Raw genomic sequence first — 23,947 nt, forward strand, 5'->3', positions numbered from 1 at the left:
AATCTAAGCGCAGATTACTCAAGGAGGGGCAGGGGCGCCACCTCCCCCGCCCCCACCCGTACCCCGCCCACGAGGAGGCTCCCGTCGGGGAGGACCTCCTCCGCCAACCCCTCCACCGCTCCCTTGGGGGTTTCCACCCGCACCCTGCGGCCCAGGGTGCAGGAGGCCTGGCGGTAGCGGGCAAGAAGGGTCTTTGGGTCCTCCAGGAGGGGGAGGAGGGCCTCGAGGCGCCCTAGGAAGCCCAGGAGGACCTCCTTCCTAGAGTAGGGGCCAAACTCCTGGAGATGGGCCCCCCCCTCCGGGGCCCAGGCCACGTTGACCCCCACCCCCAGGAGGGCGTAGGCCAACTCCTCCCCTTCCGCCTTGGCCTCCAGGAGGATGCCCGCCAGCTTCCTCCCGTCCGGGGCCAGGAGGTCGTTGGGCCACTTGAGCCCCCCCAGCCCCACGGCCTCCCACAGGGCCAGGCCGGCGAGGAGGGGGAGGAGGCCCGAGGAGGGGAGGGGCAGGGCGGGCCTCAGGAGGAGGGAGAAGGTGAGGCTATCCCCAAGGCGGCTTTCCCAGACCCTCCCCCGGCGGCCCCGCCCCTTCTCCTGGACCTCGGCCAGGACCAAGGCCCCCTCGGGGGCCCCTGCCTCGGCCCAGGCCCTTAGGACGTCCTGGGTGCTCCCCACCCGGCCCAGGTAGCGGTAGGGGCTTCCGAGCCGCCCCTGGGGGCGGAAGAGGTGGGGCAGGGGGGTGCCCGGGCGGACGCGGTAGCCCCGGCGGCCCACCTCCACGGGAAAGCCCAGGGCCAAAAGCCTCCTCGCCTCCTTGGAGACCGCGGCCCGGCTCACCCCAAGCCGCCGCGCCAAGGCCTCCCCGCTCTGGTAGGTCTCGTCCAGAAGGTCCAGGAGGCGCATGCCCCTAGGCCAGCTCCACTTGGGAGAGGTCCCCCAGGACCAGGCGGTGGGCCCGGGGGAGGCCGTTGCGGCTTCTCACCTTGACCCCCACCCCCAGGATGCTCTCCTGGAGGCGCAGGGCCACGTGTTCCAGGGCGGCTTGGTCCTCGAGGATGGAGTACTCCACCTCCGAGCCCACCACCCGTGCCCCCGGGCCCAGGGAGGTGAAGGGGCCCACGTAGGCCCCCTCCACCTCCGCCCCCTCCCCGATGAAGGCGGGGCCGATGACCGTGCTCCCTGCCACCCTGGCCCCCTTCTCCACCACCACCCGGCCCGTGAGGGTGCTCTCCACCACCTCCCCTTCCACCCTGGGGGAAAGCTCCTCCAGGAGGAGGCGGTTGGCGTCCAGGAGGTCCTCGGGGCGGCCCGTATCCTTCCACCAGCCTTGGACCTCCACCCCCACCACCTTTTTGCCCCGGTCGAGGAGGCCTTGGATGGCGTCGGTGATCTCGTACTCCCCCCGGGCGGAGGGCTTGAGGTCCCCCAGGGCCTCCCACACCTCCTCCGAGAAGACGTACACCCCCGCCACCGCCAGGTCCGAAGGGGGCTCCTTGGGCTTCTCCAAGAGCCGCACGATGCGGTCCCCCTCCAGGACGGCCACCCCGAACTGCCGGGGGTCCGCCACCCGGACCAGGGCGATGACGGCGCTCACCCCCTCCTGGAAAGCCTCCAGGTATGGCCGGATGCCCTTTTGGAAGAGGTTGTCCCCCAGGTAGAGGACAAAGGGGCTACCCCCTAGGAAGTCCCGGGCCACGGCCACGGCGTGGGCCAGGCCCTGGGGTTCCTCCTGGAGGACGTAGCCCACGGGGTAACCCTCCAGGGCCAGGCGCAGGTCCCCTTCGGTCTCGGGGGAGACCACCACCCCGATCTCCTCCACCCCCGCCTCCAGGAGGTTCTCCACCGCATAGTGGATGATCGGCCGGCCCGCCACCCGGATCACGGGCTTGGGCCTTGTGTGGGTGAGGGGGCGGAGCCTCGTTCCCCGCCCCGCCGCCAGGATGAGGCCCTTCATGCCCCGGAGTATACCCCGTACAATGGAAGGGGAGATGCCCGGCGCCCCCACCCGGGTGGCCTACGCCTATGACCGCCTCCGGGCCTACCCGCCGGAGGTGGCGGGCCGGATCGCCACCGCCATGGGCCACGCCGTGGCGGGCAGGGGCGAGGAGCCCGTCCTTCTGGAGCTGGGGGTGGGCACGGGGCGGATCGCCCTTCCCCTCATCGCCCGGGGGTACCGGTACATCGCCCTGGACCTGGACCCCGCCATGCTGGAGGTCTTCCAAAGGAAGGCGGCAGGGGTGATGCGCAAGGTGCGCTTCCTTCTGGCGGATGCCCGGGAGATCCCCCTTCCCGAGGCGAGCGTGCACGCGGTCATCGCCGTCCACCTCTGGCACCTCCTCCCCGACTGGCAAAGGGCCCTGGCCGAGGCCTTAAGGGTCCTGAAGCCGGGAGGGGTCCTCCTGGAGGGCTGGGACCAGTTGGCCTCTGGGCCTGAGTGCCGCCTCCAGGAGCGGTGGCGGGAGCTTCTGGCCGAGGAGGGGGTCTTGGTGGAGCGGGGGCTCCACAGGAGGCGCCTCTCCGAGGTGGGGGAGGCCCTTAGGCGGCTTGGCCTGAGGCCCAGGACCCGGGAGGTGGTGGCCTGGCGGGAGGAGCGCACCCCGAGGGAGGCCCTCGAGGCCCTCTCCGAGCGGCTTTACTCCTTCACCAAGGGGGTCCCCGAAGAGGCCCACAGGCGGGCCATGGGGCGGCTTGGGGCCTGGGCGGAAAGGGAGTTCGGCGACCTGGACCGTCCCTTCCCCGTGGAGAAGCGCTTCTTCCTGCGGTCCACCCGGCTTTCCTGATAGGCTCTTCCCATGAAGAGGATCCTGGTGCGCACCCCTAAGGAGGGGCTGGTGGACATCACGGGGGCGGTGGAGGGGGCCCTCGAGGGGCACACGGGCCTCGTCTACCTCTTCGTCCCCCACACCACCTGCGGCCTCGCCGTGCAGGAAGGGGCCGACCCCGACGTGGCCCACGACCTCCTCCAACGCCTCTCCGAGCTAGCCCCCCGCCTCCACCCCAAGGACCGCCACAGGGAGGGGAATAGCCACGCCCACCTGAAAAGCCTCCTCACCGGGGTCCACCTCCTCCTCCCCGCGGAGGGGGGAAGGCTCAGGCTGGGCCGCTGGCAGCAGGTCTTCTTGGCGGAGTACGACGGGCCCAGGGAGCGGGAGGTCTGGATAAGGCCCCTTTAGGTAGAGGGTCTTCTAGGGTCCCCATCCCGGCTTGGGCCGGGATGGGGTCTAGACCCAGCGCACCTCCTGGACGCTCCTCACGCCCATGAGGGCCTGGGCCAGGGCCTCCCGCTCCCCGTCCCCCACGCTGAGGCGGAGGCGGATCCGGGCCATGGGCCCCAGGATCCGGGTCTCCGAGCCCAGGGCGCTTTTGCCCGCCTCCGCCACCACCTGCATCACGTCCCGGAGAAGGCCGGTGCGGTCCTGGGCCAGGACCTCGAGGGTGGCCACCTTGCCCCCTACGCCTTCCCAGTAGGCCCCGATGACCCGGCCCGCCTCGGGGCCCCCGAGGAGGCGGCGCAGGTTGGGGCAGTCCGCCCGGTGGACCGTGACCCCCCGGCCCCGGGTGACGAAGCCCAGGATGCCATCCCCTTTGGAGGGCTCGCAGCAGGAGGCCAGGCGGATGGGGGCCTGGAGGTTCCCCTCCAGGCGGATGCCCCACTCGTTCCTGGGGGGCTCCTTGGGCCTTTCGGGCTTGAGGAGGGCCTTGGGGTAGAGCTTTTCCGCCACCTGCCTGGGGGTGAGTCGGTTTAGGGCCAAGGCCAGGTAGAGCTCCTCGGGGGAGGGGGTGAGGCCGAGCCTCTTGGCCGCCTCCTCCAGCCCGCTGTCCGTGGGCTTGGGCAGGCCCTTGCGCTTCAGGTAGCGCTCAAGGAGGTTTTGCCCTCTTTCCAGGGTTTCCTGGCGCTCCTGGGTGCGGAAGTACTGGCGGATCTTGCTCCTGGCCGTGCGGGTCTTGGCGTACTCCAGCCAGCCCTTGGAGGGGTGGGCGTTCTTGGCGGTGAGGATCTCCACCATCTCCCCGTTCTGGAGCTCGTAGGAGAGGGGGACGATCCTCCCATTGACCTTGGCCCCCACCATGTGGTGCCCCACCTCGGTGTGGATGTGGTAGGCGAAGTCCACGGGGGTGGCCCCCTTGGGCAGGTTGATGATCCGCCCCTTGGGGGTGAAGACGAAGACCCTCCCCCCCAGGAGGTCCCGGGTGATGGCCTCCACGAACTCCCGGGAGCTGCTGAACTCTTGCTGCCACTCCTGGATGTTCTTCAGCCAGGCGACCCGCCTCCTCACCTCCTCGGGATCGGTGAGGCCCTCCTTGTAGAGCCAGTGGGCGGCGATGCCGTACTCGGCCACGCGGTGCATCTCCCGGGTGCGGATCTGCACCTCCAGGGGAATGCCCTCCAGGGCGATGACCGTGGTGTGGAGGGACTGGTAGCCGTTGGGCTTGGGCACAGCGATGTAGTCCTTGACCCTTCCCGGGATGGGCTGCCATAGGGCGTGGACCAGGCCCAGGACGTGGTAGCAGACCTGCTTCTCCCTGAGGCCCCTGGCCTCCTCCGTGGGGCTCGGCTTGGGGTCCAGGATGACCCGCACCGCCAGGAGGTCGTAGATCTGCTCCAGGGCCTTCCCCTCCCTTTCCATCTTCTTCCAGATGGAGTAGAGGTGCTTGGGCCGCCCCGTGACCTCGTAACCCCGGAGCTGGCCCTGGAGGAGCTCGTCCCCCCTTAGGGCTTCCTCCAGGATCTCCATGGCCCGCTTCACCAGCCGCTCCCGGGCCTCCTGGGTTTCCCGGAGGCGGGCGGAGAGGGCCTGGTAGGCCTCGGGGTGGAGGTAGCGGAAGGCGAGGTCCTCCAGCTCCCACTTGATCTGCCCGATCCCCAGGCGGTGGGCCAGGGGGGCGTAGATCTCCAGGGTCTCTTGGGCGGTGCGCCTCTGCTTCTCGGGGGGCATGTGCGCCAGGGTGCGGAGGTTGTGCAGGCGATCCGCCAGCTTGACGATGATGATGCGCACATCCTCCGCCATGGCGATGAACATCTGGCGGAGGTCCTCGGCCCTTTGCTCCTCCCCCTCGAGGTTGGCTAGCTTGTAGAGCTTGCTGACCTTGGTCTCCCCCTCCACGATGCGGCGCACCGCAGGGCCGAAGCGCCTCTCCAGCTCCTCCCCCGCCACCCCGCAGTCCTCCATGGTGTCGTGGAGAAGGCCCGCGGCCACGGTGTCCGCGTCCATGCCCAAGGAGGCCAGGATCTCCGCCACGGCCACGGGATGGGTGATGTAGGCCTCCCCGCTTCGCCTAAACTGTCCCCGGTGGGCCTCCTCGGCAAAGAGGTAGGCCCCATGGACCTTCTCCCGGTCTTCCGGGGAGAGGTAGTCCAGGGCTCTTTCCAGATTTTCCCAAAGAGTCTCGCGGACGACCACTAGCCCCAGTGTAGCACCCTAACGGAGGGCCAGGAGGAAGGTGGGGAGGGTGTCTCTTTCCATGAGGGCCACCAGGGTCCGGCCCGAGAAGGGGGCCAGCACCAGGGCCTTCCTTCCCAGCAGAAGGGCGGCGGGTCCCTTTTCCCCCAGGAGGGCCTCCAGGGTGGCCAGGGCGCGCTTGAGCTCCAAAAGGGCCTCCCTGGGCAGGGGGGGGTTCTCCTCCAGGAAGCCCAGGGCCTCCACCCCAGGAAGCCGCAGGCGCTCCAGGTCGGGGGAAGGCTTCCCCTCCTCAAAAACCCCCAGGAGGGCCTCGAGGTCCGCCCCCCGGATCTCCTGTAGGAGGGCCTTGGCGGCCTCGGCCTCCCTCTCCAGCTCCCCGAGGAGCTTCTCGGCCTGGGCCAGGGTCTTCTCCGTCCCCAAAAGCCCCTGGGGCCCCAGGCGGGGGAGCCTCTCCTGGGCCCTTTTCAGGACCCCCAGGAGGGGCTTCAGGCGGCGGTGGGTTTCGCTTTGGAACCGGCTCAGGCGGCCGTAGGCCTGGAAGAAGGCCACGAGGCGGGTGAGGACCTCCTCCCGCTTGGCCTCTAGACGCTGCTTCAGGGCCTGCAGCGCCCGGGCGATGGGGATGGGGTCCGGAAGGGGCTTGGCCTTCTCCTCCTCTATGGCCCGCAAGACCCCCTCGCCCCCGAAGCCCCGGAAGCGCTCCGCCAGGCTCTGGAGCCGGGAAAGCTCCTCCAGGGCCTCCTTCTGGGCCTGGGCCTTGGCCTCGGCCACCTCCCGGCGCAGGCGGGTGAGGTCGGGAAGCCGCCCCTCTTCCAAGGCCTCCTCCGCCTCCCTCACCTCCGCCTCGAGGCCCAAGGCCATAAGGCCCAGGGCCGAGGCCTCGGACTTGAGGGCCTCCAGCTCCCTTTCCGCTTCCAGAAGCTTGGCCTTTAGGGCCTCCTTTTCCCCTTGGGCCTGAAGGAGGGCGGCGTAGCGGGCCTGGACCCTGGGGAGCCCCTGGGGGAGGTCCCCTGGGGCCAGGGCCTGGAGCTCCTCCAGGAGGGGGCGGAAGGCCTCCCCCCTTTGGGCCAGCTCCCGGGCCAGGGCTTCTTTTTCCTCCAGAAGCCGCTTCTCCTCTCCCTTTTTCCTCCTGGCCTCCTCCTCCAGGCGGGCGAGCTCCACCTCCAAGGGCTTCAGGTCGGGGAGGCCCCCCTCCTCCAGGGTCTCCTCGGCCAGGCGCAGGGCGCCCTCCAAGGAGGCCTTGGCCTCCTCGGGCAGGGGGAGGGTCCTCAGGGCCTCTCCTAGCTGGATGAGGCGGGCCCGCCTTTCCGCCCGCAGGTTCTTCTCCGCCTCCTTCAGGGCGGCCTCCAGGAGGGAAAGCTTCTCCCCGGCGGGCTTCCCCGCCCCCAGGAGGGCCTGGACCTCGGCGAGGAGGGGGCTCACCGCAGGCCCCTCCAGGAGGGGGGCATAGCGGGCCAGGAGCTCCTCCAGCCTGCGCCTCTCCTCCTCCGCCTCCAGGGCCTCTAGGCGCCTCGCCGCCTCCTCGGGGAGGGCCTCGAGGTCGATGACGAGCTCCCCTTCCAGATCCTCCGCCTCCTCCACGGTGAGGAAGACGTCCGTGGCCTTATTGGGGGGCTCCTCTTGGGTCTCAAAGGCGATCTCCGGCAGGGTGGGGGAGCGGGCCACGCTGGACTCCAGGAGCTTTCGCAGCTCCAGGGCCAGGCCCCGGGCCCGCTCCACCTCGGCCTGGGCCAGGACCCCCTCCTCCTGGGCCCTTTGGACGGTGGCCAGGAGGCTTTCCAGGCGGCGCACCTTGGCCCCCCCCAGGTGGCGCACCCTCTCCAGGCTCTCCTCCAGGTAGGCCAGGTCCTGGGCCTGGCGCAGGAGGGCTTCCTCCAGCCTCTCCTCCAGGGCCTCCAGCAGGGCCTCCGCCTCCCGCTTCAGCCCAGGCTCGTACGCCCGGCGGAGGCGGTTCACCAGGGCGCGGAGGCGGGCTACCTCGGGCCAGTCCAGGTAGAGGCCGAAGCGCTTCAGGCCTGCCTCCAAGGCCTCCAGGTTCGGGGGTTCCGAAAGCCTCCTGAGGGCCTCCTCCACCACCCGCCGGGCCTTTTCGGGGGAAAGCCTCCCCTGGAGTTCGCGGAAGGCGAGGCCCTTCAGGAGGGCCTCCCCGTCCTTGGGGGAGAGTTCCTGGGGGCGCTTTCCCAGGCGCTTTAGGCCCTCTTCCAGGACCGCCTCCGCCCTGGCCCCCAGGTGGGGGCGGAGGGTTTCCAGGATCACCCCGTAGACCTCCGGCATCCCCTCTAGCCTACCCCTTTTCCAGCCTCAGGGCCTCGCCGAAGTAGAGCTTCTGGTGCGGGTAGGGGATCTCGATCCCCTCCCGGTCCAGGCGGTTTTTGATGCGCCTGCGGAACTCCCGGGCCACGGCCCACTGCTCCGCGGGCTTGGTGTTGAAGAGGACCCGGATCACCACCCCGGAGTCCGCCAGGTGCTGCACCCCCAAGACCTCCGGGGAGGCGTTGAAGCGGGCCTGCCACTCGGGGTCCTCGTGGAAGCGGGCCGCCTCGTCGCGGAAGACCTCCAGCACCCGGTCCAGGTCCTCCTTGTAGGCCACGCTCACGTCCACCACCGCCCGGCTCCACTCCTGGGTGAGGACGGTCACCTGGCGCACCTCGGAGTTGGGGAGGAAGTGGACCCGGCCCTCGAGGTCCCGGAGCACGGTGATCCTCAGGTTGAACCGTTCCACCACCCCCCCCACGCTCCCGATCTGCACGATGTCCCCCACGCCGTACTGGTCCTCCAGGAGGATGAAGAAGCCGTGGATGAAGTCCCGGATGAGGTTCTGCGCGGCGAAGCTGATCGCCAGCCCCACCACCCCCGCCCCCGCCAGGAGGGCGGTGACGTTGAGGCCCAGGTTGGAGAGGAGGAAGAGCCCCCCCACGATCAGGACCGCCACCCGGAGCACCGACTCGGAGACCGCCCTCAGGGTGCGCCCGCGCACCGCCTCCCGGGTGCGCTCCCCCTCGGGGGGCCTGGGGAGGCCCTGGAGGAGGAGGGGGGCCAGGCGGTAGCCCAAAAAGGTGAGGGCCAAGACGGCCAGGGCGGAAAGCCCCTGCCCTCCCAGCCACCGGATGAGCCCCTCCCCCCAGGAGCGCCAGGGCTCGTAGGGGAGGCCCAGGGCCTGGACCAGGTAGCTGAAGTAGAGGAGGGCCACCACCCCCCACCAGAGAAGGCCCAGGAGCTGGAAGAGACGGCCATCCCCCTCCGCGGGGGTGAGGCGGCCCAGGGCGTTCAGGGCCCGGGCCCCGTAGCGGCCCAGGAGCCAGGCCACCAGGAGGGCCAGGGCCAGTTCAGGCCAGGGTGCCATGGGGCCAATATACATAAGCCCCGGGGCCGTATAGTGGGGGACATGGAAGGCCGCGTGCCCGAACCCACCCACACCCTCGAGGGCTGGCACATCCTCCACGACTTCCGCCTCCTGGACTTCCCCCGCTGGCGGAAGGCCCCGCCTTTGGAGCGGCAGGCCGCCTGGGAAGAGCTTTTGGACCTCCTCGCCGCCTGGCGGCGGGTGGAGGAGGCGGGGCGGGGGTCTTTTGGGGTCTACCAGGTGGTCACCCACAAGGCGGACCTCCTCTTCCTAAACCTGAGGGAAGGGTTGGACGAGCTCTTGGAAGTGGAGGCCGCCCTCAACAGGAGCCTCCTCGCCGAGTACCTCCTCCCCGCCTACGGCTTCTACTCCGTGGTGGAGCTGGGAAGCCAGGAAAGGCCCTTGGACCCCGAGGCCCCCTACGTGAAGCCCCGCCTCACCCCCAAGGTGCCCAAGGGGGGCTACGTCTGCTTCTACCCCATGAACAAGAGGCGGGAAGGGGGGGACAACTGGTACCTGCTCCCCGCCAAGGAGCGGGCCCACCTCATGCGGGCCCACGGGGAGACGGGGAGGAAGTACCAGGGCAGGGTCCTCCAGGTCATCAGCGGGGCCCAGGGCCTGGACGACTGGGAGTGGGGGGTGGACCTCTTCAGCGAGGACCCCGTCCAGTTCAAGAAGATCGTCTACGAGATGCGCTTTGACGAGGTCTCCGCCCGCTACGGGGAGTTTGGCCCCTTCTACGTGGGCAGATACCTGGACGAGGAGGCCCTGGCCAGGCTTTTGAGCGTAGGATAGGGGTATGGAGCGCTACTGGGCCCTGGGGCTTTTCCGGCTTCTCCCCGAGTTCCGCCGCCTGGAGGCCGAGGGGCAGGAGCACCTCAAGGAGGAGTTCGCCCTCCTCCTCCACCGCTTCCGCGAGCGGGGGGAGTTCCTCAGGGCCTATAGCCTAGTAGGCTTTTCGGCCGAGGCCGACCTCCTCCTCTTCCAGGGGGCGGAGGACCCCAGGGCCTTCCAGGTCCTGAGGCGGGAGGCCCACCGCACCCGGCTCATGGGCTACCTGGTCCCCGTGGCCCTCTTCCTGGACCGGGGGATGGGGGAGCCGGAGGCGGGGGCCTTGGCCCTCTTTCCCTTTGGCCTCGAGGCCCCGCCTCCCCAGGGGGTGAGGCTCCTCAAGGGGCGGCAGGTGGTCCTCCTGGAAGGGCCTCTGGAGGCCCTCTTCCCCCTGGCCCTGGCCGAGGGGGGGTATTTGGCCCTTCCCCGGGGCTTCCGGGAGGCCCTGGACGACCTGGGCTAATACCACCCCATGCTGGCTTGCGCCAGCATGGGGGCCCCAGGGCTTTGGCCTGGGCCCCGTGGCGAAACCCGGGCGCAAGGCCCCTAGCGCAGGCGCCTCAGGGCCTCCTTGATGAGCTCCTGGGCCTTGGCCCCCGGGTTTTGGGCCAGGAGGTCCAGGACCACCCCCCGGGCCTGCCCCTCCTTGAAGCCCAAAGCGGCCAGGGCCTGGATGGCCGCCTCGGCCTCCTGGCTTTCTACCCTCTCCCCGGCAAGGAGGTCCTTAGGCACCTTGTCCCTGAGCTCCAGGGCCAGGCGCTCGGCGAGCCTTCTGCCCACCCCGCTCGCCGAGGTGAGGAGCCTCATGTCCCCCTCGGCCAGGGCCTGGGCCAGGAGGCCGGGGCCCAGGGCGGAGAGGAGGGCCAGGGCCACCTTGGGCCCCACCCCGTTCACGGAGAGGAGCAGCTCAAAGAGCCTTAGGCTTGCCTCCTCGGGGAAGCCGTAGAGGGCGAGCCCCTCCTCCTTGAGGAGGAGGTGGGTGTGGACCCCCACCTCCTCCCCCTCCTTCAAGGCCTTTAGGAAGGGCGCGGGGGCCTGGAGGAAGAAGCCCACCCCGCCCACCAGGAGGAGGAAACCCTCCCCCTCCTTCCTCAGGACCACGCCCTGGAGGTAGCGGATCATCGCCCTTGGAAGCGGGGCGGACGCTTCTCCCGGAAGGCCCTCACCCCCTCCTCGTGGTCCAGGGTGCGCCCCGCCTCCCCCTGGAGGATGGCCTCGAGGGCCAAGGCCTCGGTGAGGGAGAGGCGGTAGGTCTCCAGGAGGAGCTTCCTGGTGAGGGCGTGGGCCCGGGTGGGGCCTTGGGCCAGCTCCTGGGCCTGCCTTAGGGCCTCCTCCACGAGCCTTTCCCCGGGCACCACCCGGTGCACCAGGCCCAGGGCCAGGGCCTCCTCTGCCGAGAGGCGGGGGGATAGGTGGAGGAGCTCTTGGGCCTTGGCCAGGCCCACCAGCCGAGGCAGGAGGAAGCTCATCCCCGAATCCGGCACCAGGCCGATGCGGAGAAAGGCGGTGGTGAAGCTGGCCTCCGTGGCGGCCAGGCGGTAGTCCCCCCAGAGGGCCAGGCTCATCCCCGCCCCCGCCGCCGCCCCGTTCACGGCCACCACCAGGGGCTTCTCCAGGGCGCTCAAGGCCTCCACCACCCGGTTGTAGCGGCGGAGGTGGGCCTCGTAGTCGGGCTTGGCCTCGCCGAACTCCATGAGGTCCTGGCCCGCGGAGAAGGCCTTCCCCGCCCCGGTGAGGAGGAGAGCCCGCACCCCCTGGTCCCGGTTCGCCTCCTCTAGGGCGGCGAAGAGGGCTTCCAGGAGCTCTCCCGTGAGGGCGTTGAGCCTTTCGGGCCGGTTGAGCGTGAGGACCAGCACGCCTTCTTGACGCTCCTTGAGGACCATGGCCCCATTGTAAGGCTTGGGCACTACACCGCTTTTTGGTGTAGCGTAGTGAAGGGGGTATGCCCCCTAGGAGGCAGGATGGAGCTCACGCTGGAAAGCCAAGGCTACCTGGAAGCCCTGTACCAGGCCTACCTGGAGGACCCCTTTTCCCTTCCCGAGGAGTGGCGGCGCTACTTCTCCGCCCTGGCCTTGGAGGGCGGCCGACGAGAACCCCTGGCCCCCCCGGTGGGGGAGGCTTTGGACCCGGCCTTCTTCCTCAGGGTGGAAAGGCTGGTCCAGGCCTATCGGGAGCTGGGCCACCTGGCGGCCCGGATCGACCCCCTGGGCCGGGAAAGGCCCTGGCCCAAGGGGCTTGCCCTCGAGGCCCACGGCCTCTCCTCGGGGGACCTCAGTAGACCCTTACCCCCCCTCTTCGGGGCCCCCACCCTGGAGGCCCTTTTGGAGAGGCTGAAGGCCACCTACCTGGGCCCCGTGGGCTTTGAGCTCGCCCACGTGGACCCCGAGGAACGGGCCTGGCTCCTGGCCCAAATCGAAGCCCCCTGGCCCAAGCCCCCCCGGGAGGTGCGGAGGCGGCTTTTCAAGGGGCTTCTGGAGGCAGGCCTCTTTGAGGCCTTCCTGCAGCGGAAGTACCTGGGGGCCAAGACCTTCAGCGTGGAGGGCCTGGAAAGCCTCATTCCCCTCCTAGGGGAGACCCTGGAGGAGGCGGCCCGGCACGGGGTGCGGGAGGTGGTCATCGGCATGGCCCACCGGGGGCGCCTGAACGTCCTGGCCCACGTGGCGGACAAGCCCTTTGAGCGCATCTTCCGCGAGTTTGAGGAGATCTTCCCCGAGGGCTATTCCGGGGACGTCAAGTACCACCTGGGCTTCTCCACGGACCGCATGACCGCCTTCGGCCCTGTCCACGTCTCCTTGAACTTCAACCCCAGCCACCTGGAGTTCGTGAACCCCGTGACCTTGGGAAGGCTTCGCGCCAAGCAGGACCGCTTCGGGGACCGGGAGAGGCGGCGGGGCCTGGCGGTTTTGGTCCACGGGGACGCCGCCTTCATCGGGGAGGGGATTGTCCAGGAGACCTTGAACCTCTCCGGGCTTCCGGGCTACCGGGTGGGGGGAACCCTCCACGTGGTGGCCAACAACCAGCTGGGCTTCACCACCCTGCCCTCGGAGTACACCTCCTGCCGCTACCCCACGGACATCGCCAAGATGGTGGGGGCCCCCATCTTCCACGTGAACGCCGAGGCCTTGGACGAGCTCTGGTTCGTCCTGAGGTTGGCCCTGGACTACCGCGGGCGCTATGGCAAGGACGTGGTCATAGACCTTGTGGGCTACCGCCGCCGGGGGCACAACGAGACCGACGAGCCCACCTTCACCCAGCCGGGGATGTACGCCCAGATCGCCAGGCGCCCCGAGCCCTGGAAGGTCTACGCCGAGCGCCTCCTGGCCGAAGGGGTCCTCTCCGGGGAGGAGGTCCAGGCCTGGCAGGAGGCCTACCTGGAGCGCCTGGAGAGCGAGTTCGCCCGGGTCAAGGCCGAGCCCGGCCCCGTGGTGCCCCACGGGCTTTCCGGCATCTGGCAGGGGTACGTGGGGGGGGAGGACCGCCTGGTGCCGGAGGTGGACACCGGGGTGCCCAAGGAGACCCTAAGGAACCTCCTCCTCCGCCTGACCTCGGTCCCCGAGGGCTTCCAGGTCCACCCCAAGCTCAAGCGCTTTCTGGAGGCCCGCCGGGAGATGGCCGAGGGGAAGCGCCCCCTAGACTGGGCCACGGCCGAGGCCCTGGCCTTCGCCTCCTTGGCGGTGGAGGGCCACCGGGTCCGCCTTACGGGCCAGGACGCCTTGAGGGGCACCTTCACCCAGCGCCACGCTGCCCTCTACGACTACGAGACGGGCGAGCCCTACATCCCCCTCCAGCACCTGGCCGAGGGCCAGGCGGAGGTGGAGATATGGAACTCCCCCCTCTCCGAGGCCGGGGTCCTGGGGTTTGAGTACGGCTACAGCCTGGACTACCCCGAGGGCCTCGTCCTCTGGGAGGCCCAGTTCGGGGACTTCGTCAACGTGGCCCAGGTCTACATCGACCAGTTCCTGGCCAGCGCCGAGGACAAGTGGAACCGGCTTTCGGGGCTGGTGCTCCTCCTCCCCCACGGCCTCGAGGGCCAGGGCCCCGAGCACTCCTCCGCCAGGCTGGAGCGCTTCCTGCAGCTTGGGGCCCGGGACAACCTCCAGGTGGCCTACCCCACCACCCCGGCCCAGTTCTTCCACCTGCTCCGCCGCCAGGTGAAGCGCCCTATCCGCAAGCCCCTCGTCGTCATGACCCCGAAAAGCCTCCTCCGCCACCCCGAGGTGGTCTCCGCCCTGGAGGAGGTGGCTCAAGGGCGCTTCCAAAAGGTCCTCCCCGAGCGGGTCAAGGGGGCGAGGAAGGTCCTCCTCACCTCGGGCAAGGTCTACTACGACCTCCTGGCCAAAAGGCGGGAGCTTGGGGCGGAGGACGTGGCCTTGATCCGGCTGGAACTCCTCTACCCCTTCCCCGAGGAGGAGCTAAGGGAGGCCCTAGGCCTTTACCCCAAGGAGACCCCGGTGGTCTACGTCCAGGAGGAGCCCGTGAACCAGGGGGCCTGGTGGTACCTCTCGGCCCGCTTCTGCGGGGAGATCTACGGCCACCCCTTCAGCGTGGTGGCCCGGCCCGAGTCCCCGAGCCCCGCCGTGGGCTCCTCCAAGGTGCACAGGCTGGAGCAGGAAAGGCTTCTTGAGGAAGCCTTCCAGTGAGGAGGTAAACGGTGCAGGAGCTTAAGGTCCCCTCCGTGGGCGAGTCCATCGTGGAAGTGGAGATCGGCGCTTGGCTGAAGGGGGAGGGCGAGCCCTTCCAGGCCGACGAGCCCCTGGTGGAGCTCATCACCGACAAGGCCACCCTGGAGCTCCCCGCCCCCTTCGCCGGGACCCTGAAGCAGATCCTCAAGGCCCAAGGGGAGACGGCCCGGGTGGGGGAGGCCATCGCCCTCCTGGAAGAGGGGGTGGCCCAAGCCGAGGCCCGGCCAGAGCCCCGGGCCCCCGCCCAGGAGCCCCCCCTGGCCATGCCCGCGGCGGAAAGGGTCATGCGGGAGGCCGGAGTCGCCCCCGGGGAGGTGAGGGGTACCGGCCTAGGGGGGCGGATCCTCAAGGAGGACGTGGAGCGCTACCTGGAGGAGCGGCCTGCCGCCCCCCCGCCTGCCCCTGAGCCCATCCCCGCCCCCCGTCCTCCTGCGCCTCCCGTCCAGGCCCCTACGGATAGGCCCTGGCGGGTGGACGAGGTGGTGCCCATGACCCCCCTGCGCCGCCGCATCGCCGAGAGGCTCCTCCTGGCCCGGCAGACCACGGCCATGCTCACCACCTTCAACGAGGCGGACATGTCCCAGGTCATCGCCCTGAGGCGGGAGCTAGGGGAGGCCTTCCAGAAGAAATATGGGGTCAAGCTGGGCTTCATGAGCTTCTTCGTCAAGGCGGTGGTCCAGGCCCTGAAGGAGATCCCCGAGCTCAACGCCGAGATCCGGGACCAAGCCATCGTCTACCACCGCTACTACGACATCGGCATCGCCGTGGGGGGAGGGGAGGGGCTGGTGGTGCCCGTCCTCCGGGATGCGGACCGCCTCTCCTTCGCCGAGATTGAGAAGCAGATCGCCGACTTCGCCGAAAGGGCCCGCACCAAGAGGCTCAGGCCCGAGGAGCTCATGGGGGGCACCTTCACCATCACCAACGGGGGGATCTACGGCTCCTTGAACTCCACCCCCCTCCTCAACCCGCCCCAGGTGGGGATCCTGGGCATGCACGCCATCCAGGAGAGGCCCGTGGCCCGGGAGGGGCAGGTGGTGGTCCGGCCCATGATGTACCTGGCCCTCTCCTACGACCACCGCATCGTGGACGGTCGCGAGGCGGTCACCTTCCTCCGCCGGGTGAAGGAGCTCATAGAGAACCCCGTGAGGCTCCTCCTGGAGGTGTGAGGTGTACGACCTCCTCGTTGTTGGAGCGGGCCCAGGGGGGTACGTGGCCGCCATAAGGGCGGCCCAGCTGGGGATGCGGGTGGGGGTGGTGGAGAAGGAGCGGGCCCTGGGGGGGACCTGCCTCAGGGTGGGGTGCATCCCCTCCAAGGCCCTCCTGGAGACCAGCGAGCGCATCTACGAGGTGAGGAAGGGCCTCCTTGGGGCCAGGGTCCAGGGGCTGGAGGTGGACCTTCCTGCCCTCCTCGCCCACAAGGACAAGGTGGTCCAGGCCAACACCCAGGGGATTGAGTTCCTCTTCAAGAAAAACGGCATCGCCCGCCACCTGGGCAGGGCCCGCTTCCTCTCGGAGAGGAAGGTCCTGGTGGAGGAAACGGGGGAGGAGCTTTCCGCCCGCTACATCCTCATCGCCACCGGCTCCGCCCCCCTCCTCCCCCCCTGGGCCCAGGTGGACGGGGAAAGGGTGGTGACCTCCACCGAGGCCCTAAGCTTCCCCGAGGTGCCGGAAAGGCTCCTCGTGGTGGGGGGCGGGGTCATCGGCCTCGAGCTCGGCGTGGTCTGGCACCGCCTGGGGGCGGAGGTCATCGTCCTGGAGTACACGGACCGCATCCTGCCCACCATGGACGCAGAGCTTTCCCGGGCGGCGGCGAAGGTCTTCGGGAAGGAGGGCCTGAAGATCCGGACCGGGGTGCGGGTGAAGGCGGTCTTTCCGGAGGCCAAGGGGGCCCGGGTGGAGCTCGAGGGGGGGGAGGTCTTGGAGGCAGACCGGGTCCTCCTAGCTGTGGGAAGGAGACCCTACACCGAGGGGCTCGGGCTAGAGAATGCGGGGCTCGCCGCCGACGAGGGGGGCCGGATCCCCGTGGACGGGCACCTGAGGACCCGCATCCCCCACATCTACGCCGTGGGGGACGTGGTCCGGGGCCCCATGCTGGCCCACAAGGCCAGCGAGGAAGGCATCGCCGCGGTGGAGCACATGGCGAAGGGCTTCGGCCACGTGGACTACCAGGCCATCCCCAGCGTGGTCTACACCCACCCGGAGGTGGCCGGCGTAGGGTATACGGAGGAGGAGCTCAAAGCCCAGGGCATCCCCTACAAGGTGGGGAGGTTCCCCTACTCGGCCAGTGGCCGCGCCCGGGCCATGGGGGAGACGGAAGGGTTTATTAAGGTCCTGGCCCACTCCAAGACCGACCGCATCCTGGGGGTCCACGGGATCGGGGCCCGGGTGGGGGACGTCCTAGCGGAGGCTGCTTTGGCCATCTTCTTCAAGGCAAGCGCCGAGGACGTGGCCCGCGCTCCCCACCACCACCCCTCCCTCTCGGAGATCCTCAAGGAGGCCGCCCTGGCGGCGTGGGAGAGGCCCATCCACCTCTAGGCGCCGCGAGGGGTTTCCCCAGGTAATACCTGGCCTCTAGCCCTGGGCGGACTTGCCCTAGGGCCGCTGCCGCGGGGTACCTGTCCCAAAGCTTCCCCCCCGGGGGTGGCCCGGGGGGATGGATGGGGAGGGGTGGCCTAGGGTTGGGTGGCCAGGAGGCGCACCCACTTAAAGTCTGGTTGGGCTAGGCTGGAACCAGGCCTGGCCACCAGGGTGCCCACGAAGGTGCCCCGCTCCTCGGGAAGGCCACCGGTTACGGCGAGGTCCGCCCCGGCCACGTAGATGTCGTAGGTGCCCGGGGCGATCTCGTAGAACCAGGCCTCCCCGTTCCCATCCGTCTTGGCCCAGTAGATGGGGGTGGGGTCGGTGGGGTCTCCGGGGCGAAGGCCCCTGCCCCGAAGGATCACGTCCGCCAGGAGGCCGGGGAAGATGCCATCGGGGTTCTGGTACTCCACCTTGATCCTCACCACCGAGCCCTTGTCGGGCAGGGCAGAGCACCCTCGAGCCAGGATCTCCACGGCCAGGTTGCCGGCGTTCAGGTGGCCCCAGCCCTTCTCCCGGGTAAAGGTCCTCTCCCAGGTGGTGGTTTCCAGCGCTCGGCGCACCTGGAAGGGGGTGGCATCGGGGCAGGCTCCCTTCACCAAGGCGGCAGCGGCAGCGGTGTAGGGGCCGGAGAAGGAGGTGCCGGAGATGAGGCCGTACCCGCCCCCAAGCCAGGTGGGGTTGGCCAGGAGAACGTCAAGGCCAGGGGCGGCGCTGGACACGTGGCGGCCGTAGGTGGAGAAGTTCGTCTTGTTGCGGTTGCCGTCGGCGGCCACGGAGGCGATGATGCCTGGATAGCCCGCGGGGGTGCGCACCTCGTCCTTGTAGGAGTTGCCGGCGCTGGCCACCACCACCACCCCGTTGGCCAGGGCGTAGTCAAAGGCCTCTTTGACCAGGTTCCCGTAGCCCAGCCCGCCCCAGGAGTTGTTGAGGATCTGGGCCCCGTGGTTCACTGCCCAAACGACACCCCGTGCGGTGAAGAAATCCCCCACGTAGTTGGGTTGGAAGATGGCCACCGGGAGGAACTTGGCCCTGGGGGCGAGGCCCACGATGCCCTGGCCGTCCTTGGCAGCGCTCACCGCGGAGGCCACGAAAGTGCCGTGGTAGATGCTAGCGGCGCCGAGCTCCTGGATGAAGGCCGTCCAGTCGGAGGCCCGGGTGTAGGTGGTGCCCGTGACCGGATCGTAGGCCAGGCCTGCCCAGTTGGCGGCCAGGTCGGGGTGGGTGACGTCAGCGGGGTCGTCAATGATGGCCACAATCACCCCTTCCCCGAAGAAGCCCAAGTCCCAAGCAGGCCTGGCGTTGAGGTGGCGGGGGTCTAGGGCGTACTGGGGCAGTTGGTCAAAGATCTGGTCGGGAGGGTTGCCCAGAGGGGCTAGCCCCTCTCCGGAAGCCCGCCTCTGCACCACGGGATCGTCCTTGGGCGCCAGGACCATGGCCAGGTGGGGCTCGGCGTAGCGGACTCCAGGGATCCCTCTCAGGGCCCGGCTGGCCTCGAGGGCATCCCCGGGCACCCGAAGGAGGGCAGCGCGAAGCTCGGGGATGCGGGCGATCTCCCTGGCCGCCAGCCTGCGGATGGCCTCCTGCAGGGCGGACTCGTCCTGGTAGGCCACCACCACCTCGTTCTGGATGTAGGTGAGGTTCTCGCTCGAGGCCAGCGTGGGGTTAGGGGTTTGGGGAGGCCGGAGGGCGTTTTGGTTGCACGCCCCCAAAAGGCCTAGAAGGGCCAGGGTCCAGAGATACCTCCTCATTTCACTCCTCCGTGGTGAAGTCAAAGACCTGGGTTCCAGGGCGGGATATGCGAATGAAGGAGGTGGAGCTGGGCCAGGTCTGGACACTGTAAGCCGAAACCCGATAGCCCTCGTCGGGGTTGTACCTGTAGGCGTAGCTCACAAAGAGTTGCCAAGCGTAGGTGCGAAGGCTCTGGAGCTGAGGAAGCTGGGCGTAGCCATCAAAGTTGTAGGGCAGGGTGAAGGTGCCCTGGGCAAGGTCCACGGGCACCGTGTTGGGCCCATTGGGATCTGTGGTGTCCGTGAAGACCGTAAAGCTCCCTCCCGGGAAGCCATATACCAGGGCCTCTCCTTGAGGCACCTCGTTTCCTTCGTCTCCGGTGCCGAACTCCACGAAGAGGAGGGAGCCCGCTAGGGTTTGCCAGGTCACGCCATCCCCGGTCAGGGTGTCCCAGAGGACCAGGTTGTAGGCGGCGCCGTCGGCCCCCACGCTCAGCTGGGGGTGGCCGATGGTGAAGTCCGGCGTTTTGGAAACGCCCTTGGCCTCGTCGGCGGGGCTGAGGAGAGGGGCGAAGAAGGGAGGCAGGGGCGTGGTGGAGCTGGGCGCGCTTTCCTCTCGGTTGGCGCCCCGGGCCACCACCCGGTAGTAGTAGGTCTCGCCGGGGGTGAGGTCGGGGGAGACATCCCGGAAGAAGAAGGGCCGGTTGAAGGGGTTGGCGGGGCAGCTTGCGCTCTGAGCGCCGCCCACAAGGCCCACCCGGGTCCAGTTCTGGCCATCTTGGGAGCGCTCAATCTCAAAGGCGAAGGGAACGGCTGTGGCCGTGTAGCACCAGCGCACCTCCACATAGAGGTTGCTGCCCTCGGGCACGGCGTTGGGGTCCAGGCGCATCTCCCCCACCTGCCCCCTGGCCAGGGGCACGGTCAGGCTGAGTGGAGCCCCCACCTGGAAAAAGCCCACGGCCTCGGTGAGGGTAATGGCTGTGGCCGCCACGTCCGTGGGGGCGGAAACCGTGTTGTTTTGGGCGACAGAGGTGTTCACAAAGGTGAGGGGCAGAATGTAGTGGCGACGGTTCCTGTTGAAATCGTAGGCCACTACCTCTAGGAACACCTCCTCGCCGCTAGCGCTTCCCAGACCGGCCACGGCCGTACCCGAAAGGCTCTGATTACCTGTGTCCTCCAATTCGGCAAAGATCGCACGGGAGGAGGTGGGCGTGTTGCTGATGAAGGCCGCGCCCGGGGTGCGGCCCAAGGCCACGTAGATGAGGCGCATGGGCCTAACCAAGCCTTTGGTGGTGTCCACCTGGACGCGGAAGGGGATGGTGTTGGTGTAGGTGCCCCCTTCCAAGGGCTGGTTACCGTCCCGGGTGATGATGAGGGTAGGTGGGGTGGTGCTAGCGCTGGCGTCAAAGGCGGGCATCTGGATGATGCGCACAAAGCTCATCCCCGGCACCCTTACCCCCTCCACGGCACTGCCGGCCATGCCGGGTTTGCGGACCTCCAACCGGTAGGTGCCGGGCACGATGTTGGCAAAGGTGAAGGCGCCCTGGGCGTCCGTGGTGGTGGAGGCCACCAGGGTAGTTCCCCGGAAGAGCTGGACCCGGCTGCCGGCCACTGGGCCACCGGCGTTCTCACTGACCACCATCCCGGAGAGGGTTTCCGTGCCTATAGGACCGGTGACCGTAAGGGTGAGGCCCGCTGTCCTGGCGATGTTTCCCGAGCTGGCCCGGACCCGTAGGTTATACGTGTCAGCATCTACATTCGTAGCCACGTTAATTGTGAGGGTCTGGGTCACGGGGCTGGTGCCGGTTACGTTCAGGCTGGTGGGGGAGAGGGTGATTCCGGAGACTGGGTTCCCGTTTCTGTCCACCAGGCTCAGGTTCACTGGGCCGGTGAAGCCGCCCTGGGGGGTGAGGGTCAGGGTGGTTTGGTTGCTGCCGCCCTGCTGCACGGTGAGGCTTGTGGGGGAGAGGGAGAGGGTGAAGTCAGGGGGACGGGAGCAAGCTGCGAGGACCGCAAGGGCCAGTGGCGCCAAGATCCAGGCTCTCCTCATAGATTGACCTCCCTTTTGCGAAACCGAAAACCTATGGGCATGGCTCGCCTCCTTTTAGCCACAGGGGTTCTTGACCCAACTGGTTTCGAATGGACGAGGCGCCTCCCTGTCAAGGGCCTAAGGTATTAAGGCGAGGGCTGCCATCGCGGTTCTGCGTATACTTATGCATGCCCCCCTCGAGGGGGTAGACTGGGAGGGACATGAGGATCGTCTTGGCGTACTCCGGCGGGCTGGACACCAGCATCATCCTCAAGTGGCTTAAGGAGACCTATCAGGCCGAGGTCATCGCCTTCACTGCGGACATCGGCCAAGGGGAGGAGGTGGAGGAGGCCCGGGAAAAGGCCCTAAGGACCGGGGCCTCCAAGGCCATCGCCCTGGACCTAAAGGAGGAGTTCGTCCAGGACTTCGTCTTCCCCATGATGCGGGCTGGGGCCCTCTACGAGGGCTACTACCTCCTGGGCACCGCCATCGCCCGGCCCCTCATCGCCAAGTACCTGGTGAGGATCGCCGAGGAGGAGGAGGCGGAGGCCATCGCCCACGGGGCCACGGGCAAGGGCAACGACCAGGTGCGCTTTGAGCTCACCGCCTACGCCCTGAAGCCCAACATCCGGGTCATCGCCCCCTGGCGGGAGTGGGGCTTCAGGGGAAGGCAGGAGATGATCGCCTACGCCGAGGCCCACGGCATCCCCGTGCCCGTGACCCAGGAGAAGCCCTACTCCATGGACGCCAACCTCCTGCATATTTCCTACGAAGGCGGGGTCCTCGAGGACCCCTGGGCCGAGCCGCCAAAGGGGATGTTCCGCATGACCCTAGACCCCGAGGAGGCCCCCGACACCCCCGAGTACGTGGAGGTGGCGTTCCATGAGGGGGACCCGGTGGCGGTGAACGGGGAGAGGCTTTCCCCGGCGGCTCTGTTGCAAAGGCTCAACGAGATCGGGGGGCGGCACGCGGTGGGCCGGGTGGACCTGGTGGAGAACCGCTTCGTGGGCATGAAGTCCCGGGGGGTTTACGAGACCCCGGGGGGGACGATCCTCTACCACGCCCGGCGGGCGGTGGAGAGCCTCACCCTGGACCGGGAGGTCCTCCACCAGCGGGACATCCTCTCCCCCAGGTACGCGGAGCTCGTCTACTACGGCTTCTGGTATGCCCCGGAAAGGGAGGCCCTCCAGGCCTACATGGACCACGTGGCCAAAGGGGTCACCGGCGTGGCCCGGCTCAAGCTCTACAAGGGGAACGTCTACGTGGTGGGGAGGAGGGCGGAGCGAAGCCTCTACCAGAGGGACCTGGTCTCCTTCGACGAGCTTGGGACCTACGACCAGAAGGACGCCGAGGGCTTCATCCGGATCCAGGCCCTGCGCCTCAGGGTCCGGGCCCTGGTGGAGGGGCGATGAGCCAGAGGACCTGGGGCGGCCGCTTCGGGGAGGGGCCCGATGCCTTGGCGGCCCAGTTCAACGCCTCCCTCCCCTTTGACGGGGCCCTTTGGCGGGAGGAACTCTGGCAGAACCGGGTCCACGCCCGGATGCTCCACCGGGTGGGCCTCCTCGCGGAGGAGGAGCTTGCAGCCATCTTGAAGGGCCTGGACCAGATCGAGGGGGAGATAGAGGCGGGCACCTTCCCCTGGCGGGAGGAGCTGGAGGACGTGCACATGAACCTCGAGGCCCGCCTCATAGAGCTCATCGGCCCCCCAGGGGGGAAGCTCCACACCGCCCGGAGCCGCAACGACCAGGTGGCTACCGACCTGAGGCTTTTCCTCCGGGCCGCCTTGGACGAGCTTCTGGACCTCCTCCTTGCCCTGCGCCGGGTCCTGGTAGGGGAGGCGGAGAGGCACCTGGAGCCCCTCCACGTCCTCCCCGGCTACACCCACCTGCAGCGGGCCCAGCCCGTCCTCCTTTCCCACTGGTTTTTGGCCTACTACGAGATGCTAGGGCGGGATGCGGAAAGGCTAGGGGACGCCCGGGAACGCCTGAACGAGAGCCCCCTGGGGGCGGCCGCCCTCGCGGGGACGGGCTTCCCCATTGACCGCCACTTCACCGCCCGGGAGCTAGGCTTCAGGGCCCCCATGCGGAACTCCCTGGACGCGGTGGCCTCCCGGGACTTCGCCCTCGAGGTCCTTTCCGCCCTCAACATCGGCCAGCTGCACCTAAGCCGCCTCGCCGAGGAGCTCATCCTCTATAGCACCGAGGAGTTCGGCTTCGTGGAGGTGCCGGACGCCTTCGCCACCGGGTCTTCCATCATGCCCCAGAAGAAGAACCCGGACATCCTGGAGCTCATCCGGGCCAAGGCGGGGAGGGTTTTGGGGGCCTTGGTGGCCCTCTCCACCGTGGTCAAGGGGCTTCCCCTGGCCTACAACAAGGACCTGCAGGAGGACAAGGAGCCCCTCCTGGACGCCCTGGCCACCTACCGGGATAGCCTCAGGCTCCTCATCGCCCTGCTCCCAGGGCTTAAGTGGAACCGGGAGGGGATGTGGCGGGCGGCGGAGGGGGGGTTTGCCCTGGCCACGGAGCTCGCCGACTACCTTGCGGAGAAGGGCCTTCCCTTCCGGGAGGCCCACCATGTGGTGGGGCGGCTGGTGAGGAGGCTTTCCCAGGAAGGGCGGGTGCTGAAGGACCTCACCCTGGAGGAGCTTAGGGCCCACCACCCCCTCTTCGCCGAGGACGCCCTTCCCCTCCTCCGCCTGGAAACAGCCATTGGCAGGCGGCGCTCCTTTGGGGGCACGGCCCCGGAGGCGGTGCGGGAAAGGCTTTTGGAGGCCAAGAAGGAGGTGGGCCTTGGTTGAACCCGTGAACCTTTCCCTTTCCCCCGTGGTCCTGCCCGAGGTGCGGCGGGAGGCGGGGGTGGAGCTCCGAAAGGCGAGGCTTAGCGATGTGGACGCCATCTACTGGCTCATCCGCTACTGGGCGGAAAAGGGCCTCATGCTGGTGCGGAGCCACAGCCACCTCTACGAGAACATCCGGGACTTCCAGGTCCTGGAGGACGAGGACGGAAAGATCGTGGGCACCGTGGCCCTCCACGTCCTCTGGCGGGACCTGGCGGAGATAAGGGGCCTGGCCGTCCACCCCATGCGCCAGGGCCAGGGGCTGGGGCGGTGGCTGGTCCTAGGGGCCGAAAGGGAGGCCCGGGACCTGGGCCTCCCCCGGGTCTTCGCCTGGACCCTGCAGGTGAACTTCTTCCGGGCCCTGGGCTACCGGGTGACCACCCGGGAGGCCCTGCCCCCCAAGGTGTGGAGCGAGTGCAACGCCTGCCCCTTCTACGAGAACTGCCGGGAGATCGCCGTCATCAAGGGGCTTTCCCCGGGGGCCTTTGGGGGCTAGAATGGGCGGAATGGGTACCCTCACC

The 23,947-nt window shown here is 68.9% G+C and carries 19 protein-coding genes; 10 read left to right on the plus strand and 9 right to left on the minus strand.

Annotated elements, in window-relative coordinates:
- Positions 1-14: 14 nt before the first annotated feature.
- Positions 15-899, minus strand: coding sequence for a biotin--[acetyl-CoA-carboxylase] ligase (locus tag ATI37_RS08530; protein ID WP_117237977.1), 885 nt, complete (start codon positions 897-899; stop codon positions 15-17).
- A 4-nt stretch (positions 900-903) separates the two neighbouring features.
- Positions 904-1,950 carry a glucose-1-phosphate thymidylyltransferase gene (locus ATI37_RS08535; protein ID WP_117237978.1) on the minus strand — a complete coding sequence of 349 codons (1,047 nt, stop codon included), beginning with the start codon at positions 1,948-1,950 and terminating at the stop codon, positions 904-906.
- Positions 1,951-1,984: 34 nt separating this feature from the next.
- Between ATI37_RS08535 and ATI37_RS08540 the strand changes: the two genes are divergently transcribed.
- Positions 1,985-2,776 carry a class I SAM-dependent methyltransferase gene (locus ATI37_RS08540; RefSeq protein WP_117238571.1) on the plus strand — a complete coding sequence of 264 codons (792 nt, stop codon included), beginning with the start codon at positions 1,985-1,987 and terminating at the stop codon, positions 2,774-2,776.
- Between the two features lie 12 nt (positions 2,777-2,788).
- Positions 2,789-3,169, plus strand: a complete 381-nt coding sequence (locus ATI37_RS08545) for a secondary thiamine-phosphate synthase enzyme YjbQ (protein ID WP_117237979.1) — start codon at positions 2,789-2,791, stop codon at positions 3,167-3,169.
- Positions 3,170-3,217: 48 nt separating this feature from the next.
- On the opposite strand, the gene ATI37_RS08550 is transcribed toward ATI37_RS08545, so the two are convergent.
- The 3 genes from ATI37_RS08550 to ATI37_RS08560 are packed head-to-tail and all read right to left on the minus strand — an operon-like array spanning position 3,218 to position 8,741.
- Positions 3,218-5,398, minus strand: a complete 2,181-nt coding sequence (locus tag ATI37_RS08550; protein ID WP_117237980.1) for a RelA/SpoT family protein — start codon at positions 5,396-5,398, stop codon at positions 3,218-3,220.
- Between the two features lie 18 nt (positions 5,399-5,416).
- Positions 5,417-7,672, minus strand: coding sequence for a hypothetical protein (locus ATI37_RS08555; RefSeq protein WP_117237981.1), 2,256 nt, complete (start codon positions 7,670-7,672; stop codon positions 5,417-5,419).
- Between the two features lie 10 nt (positions 7,673-7,682).
- Positions 7,683-8,741, minus strand: a complete 1,059-nt coding sequence (locus tag ATI37_RS08560; protein ID WP_117238572.1) for a mechanosensitive ion channel family protein — start codon at positions 8,739-8,741, stop codon at positions 7,683-7,685.
- 42 nt (positions 8,742-8,783) lie between these two features.
- Between ATI37_RS08560 and hemQ the strand changes: the two genes are divergently transcribed.
- Together hemQ and ATI37_RS08570 are read left to right on the plus strand one after the other, a co-directional pair.
- Positions 8,784-9,536: a hydrogen peroxide-dependent heme synthase gene (hemQ, locus tag ATI37_RS08565; protein WP_117237982.1), complete on the plus strand. Its 753-nt coding sequence runs from the start codon at positions 8,784-8,786 to the stop codon at positions 9,534-9,536.
- 4 nt (positions 9,537-9,540) lie between these two features.
- A complete protein-coding gene (locus ATI37_RS08570) occupies positions 9,541-10,035 on the plus strand; it encodes a hypothetical protein (protein WP_117237983.1) in 495 nt (164 codons plus the stop codon).
- Positions 10,036-10,118: 83 nt separating this feature from the next.
- On the opposite strand, the gene ruvA is transcribed toward ATI37_RS08570, so the two are convergent.
- Together ruvA and ATI37_RS08580 are read right to left on the minus strand one after the other, a co-directional pair.
- On the minus strand, positions 10,119-10,694 hold the full coding sequence (gene ruvA / locus ATI37_RS08575; protein ID WP_117237984.1) for a Holliday junction branch migration protein RuvA: 576 nt from the start codon (positions 10,692-10,694) through the stop codon (positions 10,119-10,121).
- Complete coding sequence (locus ATI37_RS08580) at positions 10,691-11,455, minus strand: enoyl-CoA hydratase/isomerase family protein (RefSeq protein WP_117238573.1); 765 nt, start codon at positions 11,453-11,455, stop codon at positions 10,691-10,693. The genes ruvA and ATI37_RS08580 overlap by 4 nt, the downstream gene beginning before the upstream one ends.
- A 78-nt stretch (positions 11,456-11,533) precedes the next feature.
- Between ATI37_RS08580 and ATI37_RS08585 the strand changes: the two genes are divergently transcribed.
- The 3 genes from ATI37_RS08585 to lpdA are packed head-to-tail and all read left to right on the plus strand — an operon-like array spanning position 11,534 to position 16,789.
- Positions 11,534-14,212: a 2-oxoglutarate dehydrogenase E1 component gene (locus tag ATI37_RS08585; protein WP_117237985.1), complete on the plus strand. Its 2,679-nt coding sequence runs from the start codon at positions 11,534-11,536 to the stop codon at positions 14,210-14,212.
- A gap of 11 nt (positions 14,213-14,223) precedes the next feature.
- On the plus strand, positions 14,224-15,420 hold the full coding sequence (gene odhB, locus ATI37_RS08590) for a 2-oxoglutarate dehydrogenase complex dihydrolipoyllysine-residue succinyltransferase (RefSeq protein WP_117237986.1): 1,197 nt from the start codon (positions 14,224-14,226) through the stop codon (positions 15,418-15,420).
- A gap of 1 nt (position 15,421) precedes the next feature.
- Positions 15,422-16,789: a dihydrolipoyl dehydrogenase gene (gene lpdA / locus ATI37_RS08595; protein ID WP_117237987.1), complete on the plus strand. Its 1,368-nt coding sequence runs from the start codon at positions 15,422-15,424 to the stop codon at positions 16,787-16,789.
- Between the two features lie 137 nt (positions 16,790-16,926).
- Here lpdA and ATI37_RS08600 read toward each other — a convergent pair whose 3' ends face one another.
- Positions 16,927-18,582, minus strand: a complete 1,656-nt coding sequence (locus tag ATI37_RS08600) for a S8 family serine peptidase (protein WP_117237988.1) — start codon at positions 18,580-18,582, stop codon at positions 16,927-16,929.
- 1 nt (position 18,583) lies between these two features.
- Positions 18,584-20,611, minus strand: a complete 2,028-nt coding sequence (locus tag ATI37_RS08605; protein ID WP_117237989.1) for a carboxypeptidase-like regulatory domain-containing protein — start codon at positions 20,609-20,611, stop codon at positions 18,584-18,586.
- A gap of 200 nt (positions 20,612-20,811) precedes the next feature.
- Between ATI37_RS08605 and ATI37_RS08610 the strand changes: the two genes are divergently transcribed.
- Genes ATI37_RS08610 through ATI37_RS08620 form a run of 3 tightly spaced genes read left to right on the plus strand, consistent with a single transcriptional unit; the run spans position 20,812 to position 23,922 of the window.
- Positions 20,812-22,002: an argininosuccinate synthase gene (locus tag ATI37_RS08610; protein ID WP_117237990.1), complete on the plus strand. Its 1,191-nt coding sequence runs from the start codon at positions 20,812-20,814 to the stop codon at positions 22,000-22,002.
- Entirely contained in the window at positions 21,999-23,387 is a 1,389-nt protein-coding gene (gene argH / locus ATI37_RS08615) for an argininosuccinate lyase (protein WP_117237991.1), read from the plus strand. The genes ATI37_RS08610 and argH overlap by 4 nt, the downstream gene beginning before the upstream one ends.
- A complete protein-coding gene (locus ATI37_RS08620) occupies positions 23,380-23,922 on the plus strand; it encodes an N-acetyltransferase (protein ID WP_198665533.1) in 543 nt (180 codons plus the stop codon). Before argH ends, ATI37_RS08620 begins: the two co-directional genes overlap by 8 nt.
- Positions 23,923-23,947: the final 25 nt, after the last annotated feature.

Origin of the sequence: Thermus sediminis, assembly GCF_003426945.1 — a bacterium.
GTDB classification, from domain to species: Bacteria; Deinococcota; Deinococci; order Deinococcales; family Thermaceae; genus Thermus; species Thermus sediminis.

Bases quoted from the DNA above. Each gene is read 5' to 3' on its own strand.
- ATI37_RS08560 (WP_117238572.1), bottom strand. From the start codon at position 8,741: ATGGCACCCTGGCCTGAACTGGCCCTGGCCCTCCTGGTGGCCTGGCTC.
- ATI37_RS08545 (WP_117237979.1), top strand. From the start codon at position 2,789: ATGAAGAGGATCCTGGTGCGCACCCCTAAGGAGGGGCTGGTGGACATC.
- ATI37_RS08530 (WP_117237977.1), bottom strand. From the start codon at position 899: ATGCGCCTCCTGGACCTTCTGGACGAGACCTACCAGAGCGGGGAGGCC.
- ATI37_RS08570 (WP_117237983.1), top strand. From the start codon at position 9,541: ATGGAGCGCTACTGGGCCCTGGGGCTTTTCCGGCTTCTCCCCGAGTTC.
- ATI37_RS08535 (WP_117237978.1), bottom strand. From the start codon at position 1,950: ATGAAGGGCCTCATCCTGGCGGCGGGGCGGGGAACGAGGCTCCGCCCC.
- hemQ (WP_117237982.1), top strand. From the start codon at position 8,784: ATGGAAGGCCGCGTGCCCGAACCCACCCACACCCTCGAGGGCTGGCAC.
- ATI37_RS08605 (WP_117237989.1), bottom strand. From the start codon at position 20,611: ATGAGGAGAGCCTGGATCTTGGCGCCACTGGCCCTTGCGGTCCTCGCA.
- ATI37_RS08555 (WP_117237981.1), bottom strand. From the start codon at position 7,672: ATGCCGGAGGTCTACGGGGTGATCCTGGAAACCCTCCGCCCCCACCTG.
- ATI37_RS08580 (WP_117238573.1), bottom strand. From the start codon at position 11,455: ATGGTCCTCAAGGAGCGTCAAGAAGGCGTGCTGGTCCTCACGCTCAAC.
- ATI37_RS08600 (WP_117237988.1), bottom strand. From the start codon at position 18,582: ATGAGGAGGTATCTCTGGACCCTGGCCCTTCTAGGCCTTTTGGGGGCG.
- ATI37_RS08540 (WP_117238571.1), top strand. From the start codon at position 1,985: ATGCCCGGCGCCCCCACCCGGGTGGCCTACGCCTATGACCGCCTCCGG.
- ATI37_RS08585 (WP_117237985.1), top strand. From the start codon at position 11,534: ATGGAGCTCACGCTGGAAAGCCAAGGCTACCTGGAAGCCCTGTACCAG.
- ruvA (WP_117237984.1), bottom strand. From the start codon at position 10,694: ATGATCCGCTACCTCCAGGGCGTGGTCCTGAGGAAGGAGGGGGAGGGT.
- argH (WP_117237991.1), top strand. From the start codon at position 21,999: ATGAGCCAGAGGACCTGGGGCGGCCGCTTCGGGGAGGGGCCCGATGCC.
- ATI37_RS08610 (WP_117237990.1), top strand. From the start codon at position 20,812: ATGAGGATCGTCTTGGCGTACTCCGGCGGGCTGGACACCAGCATCATC.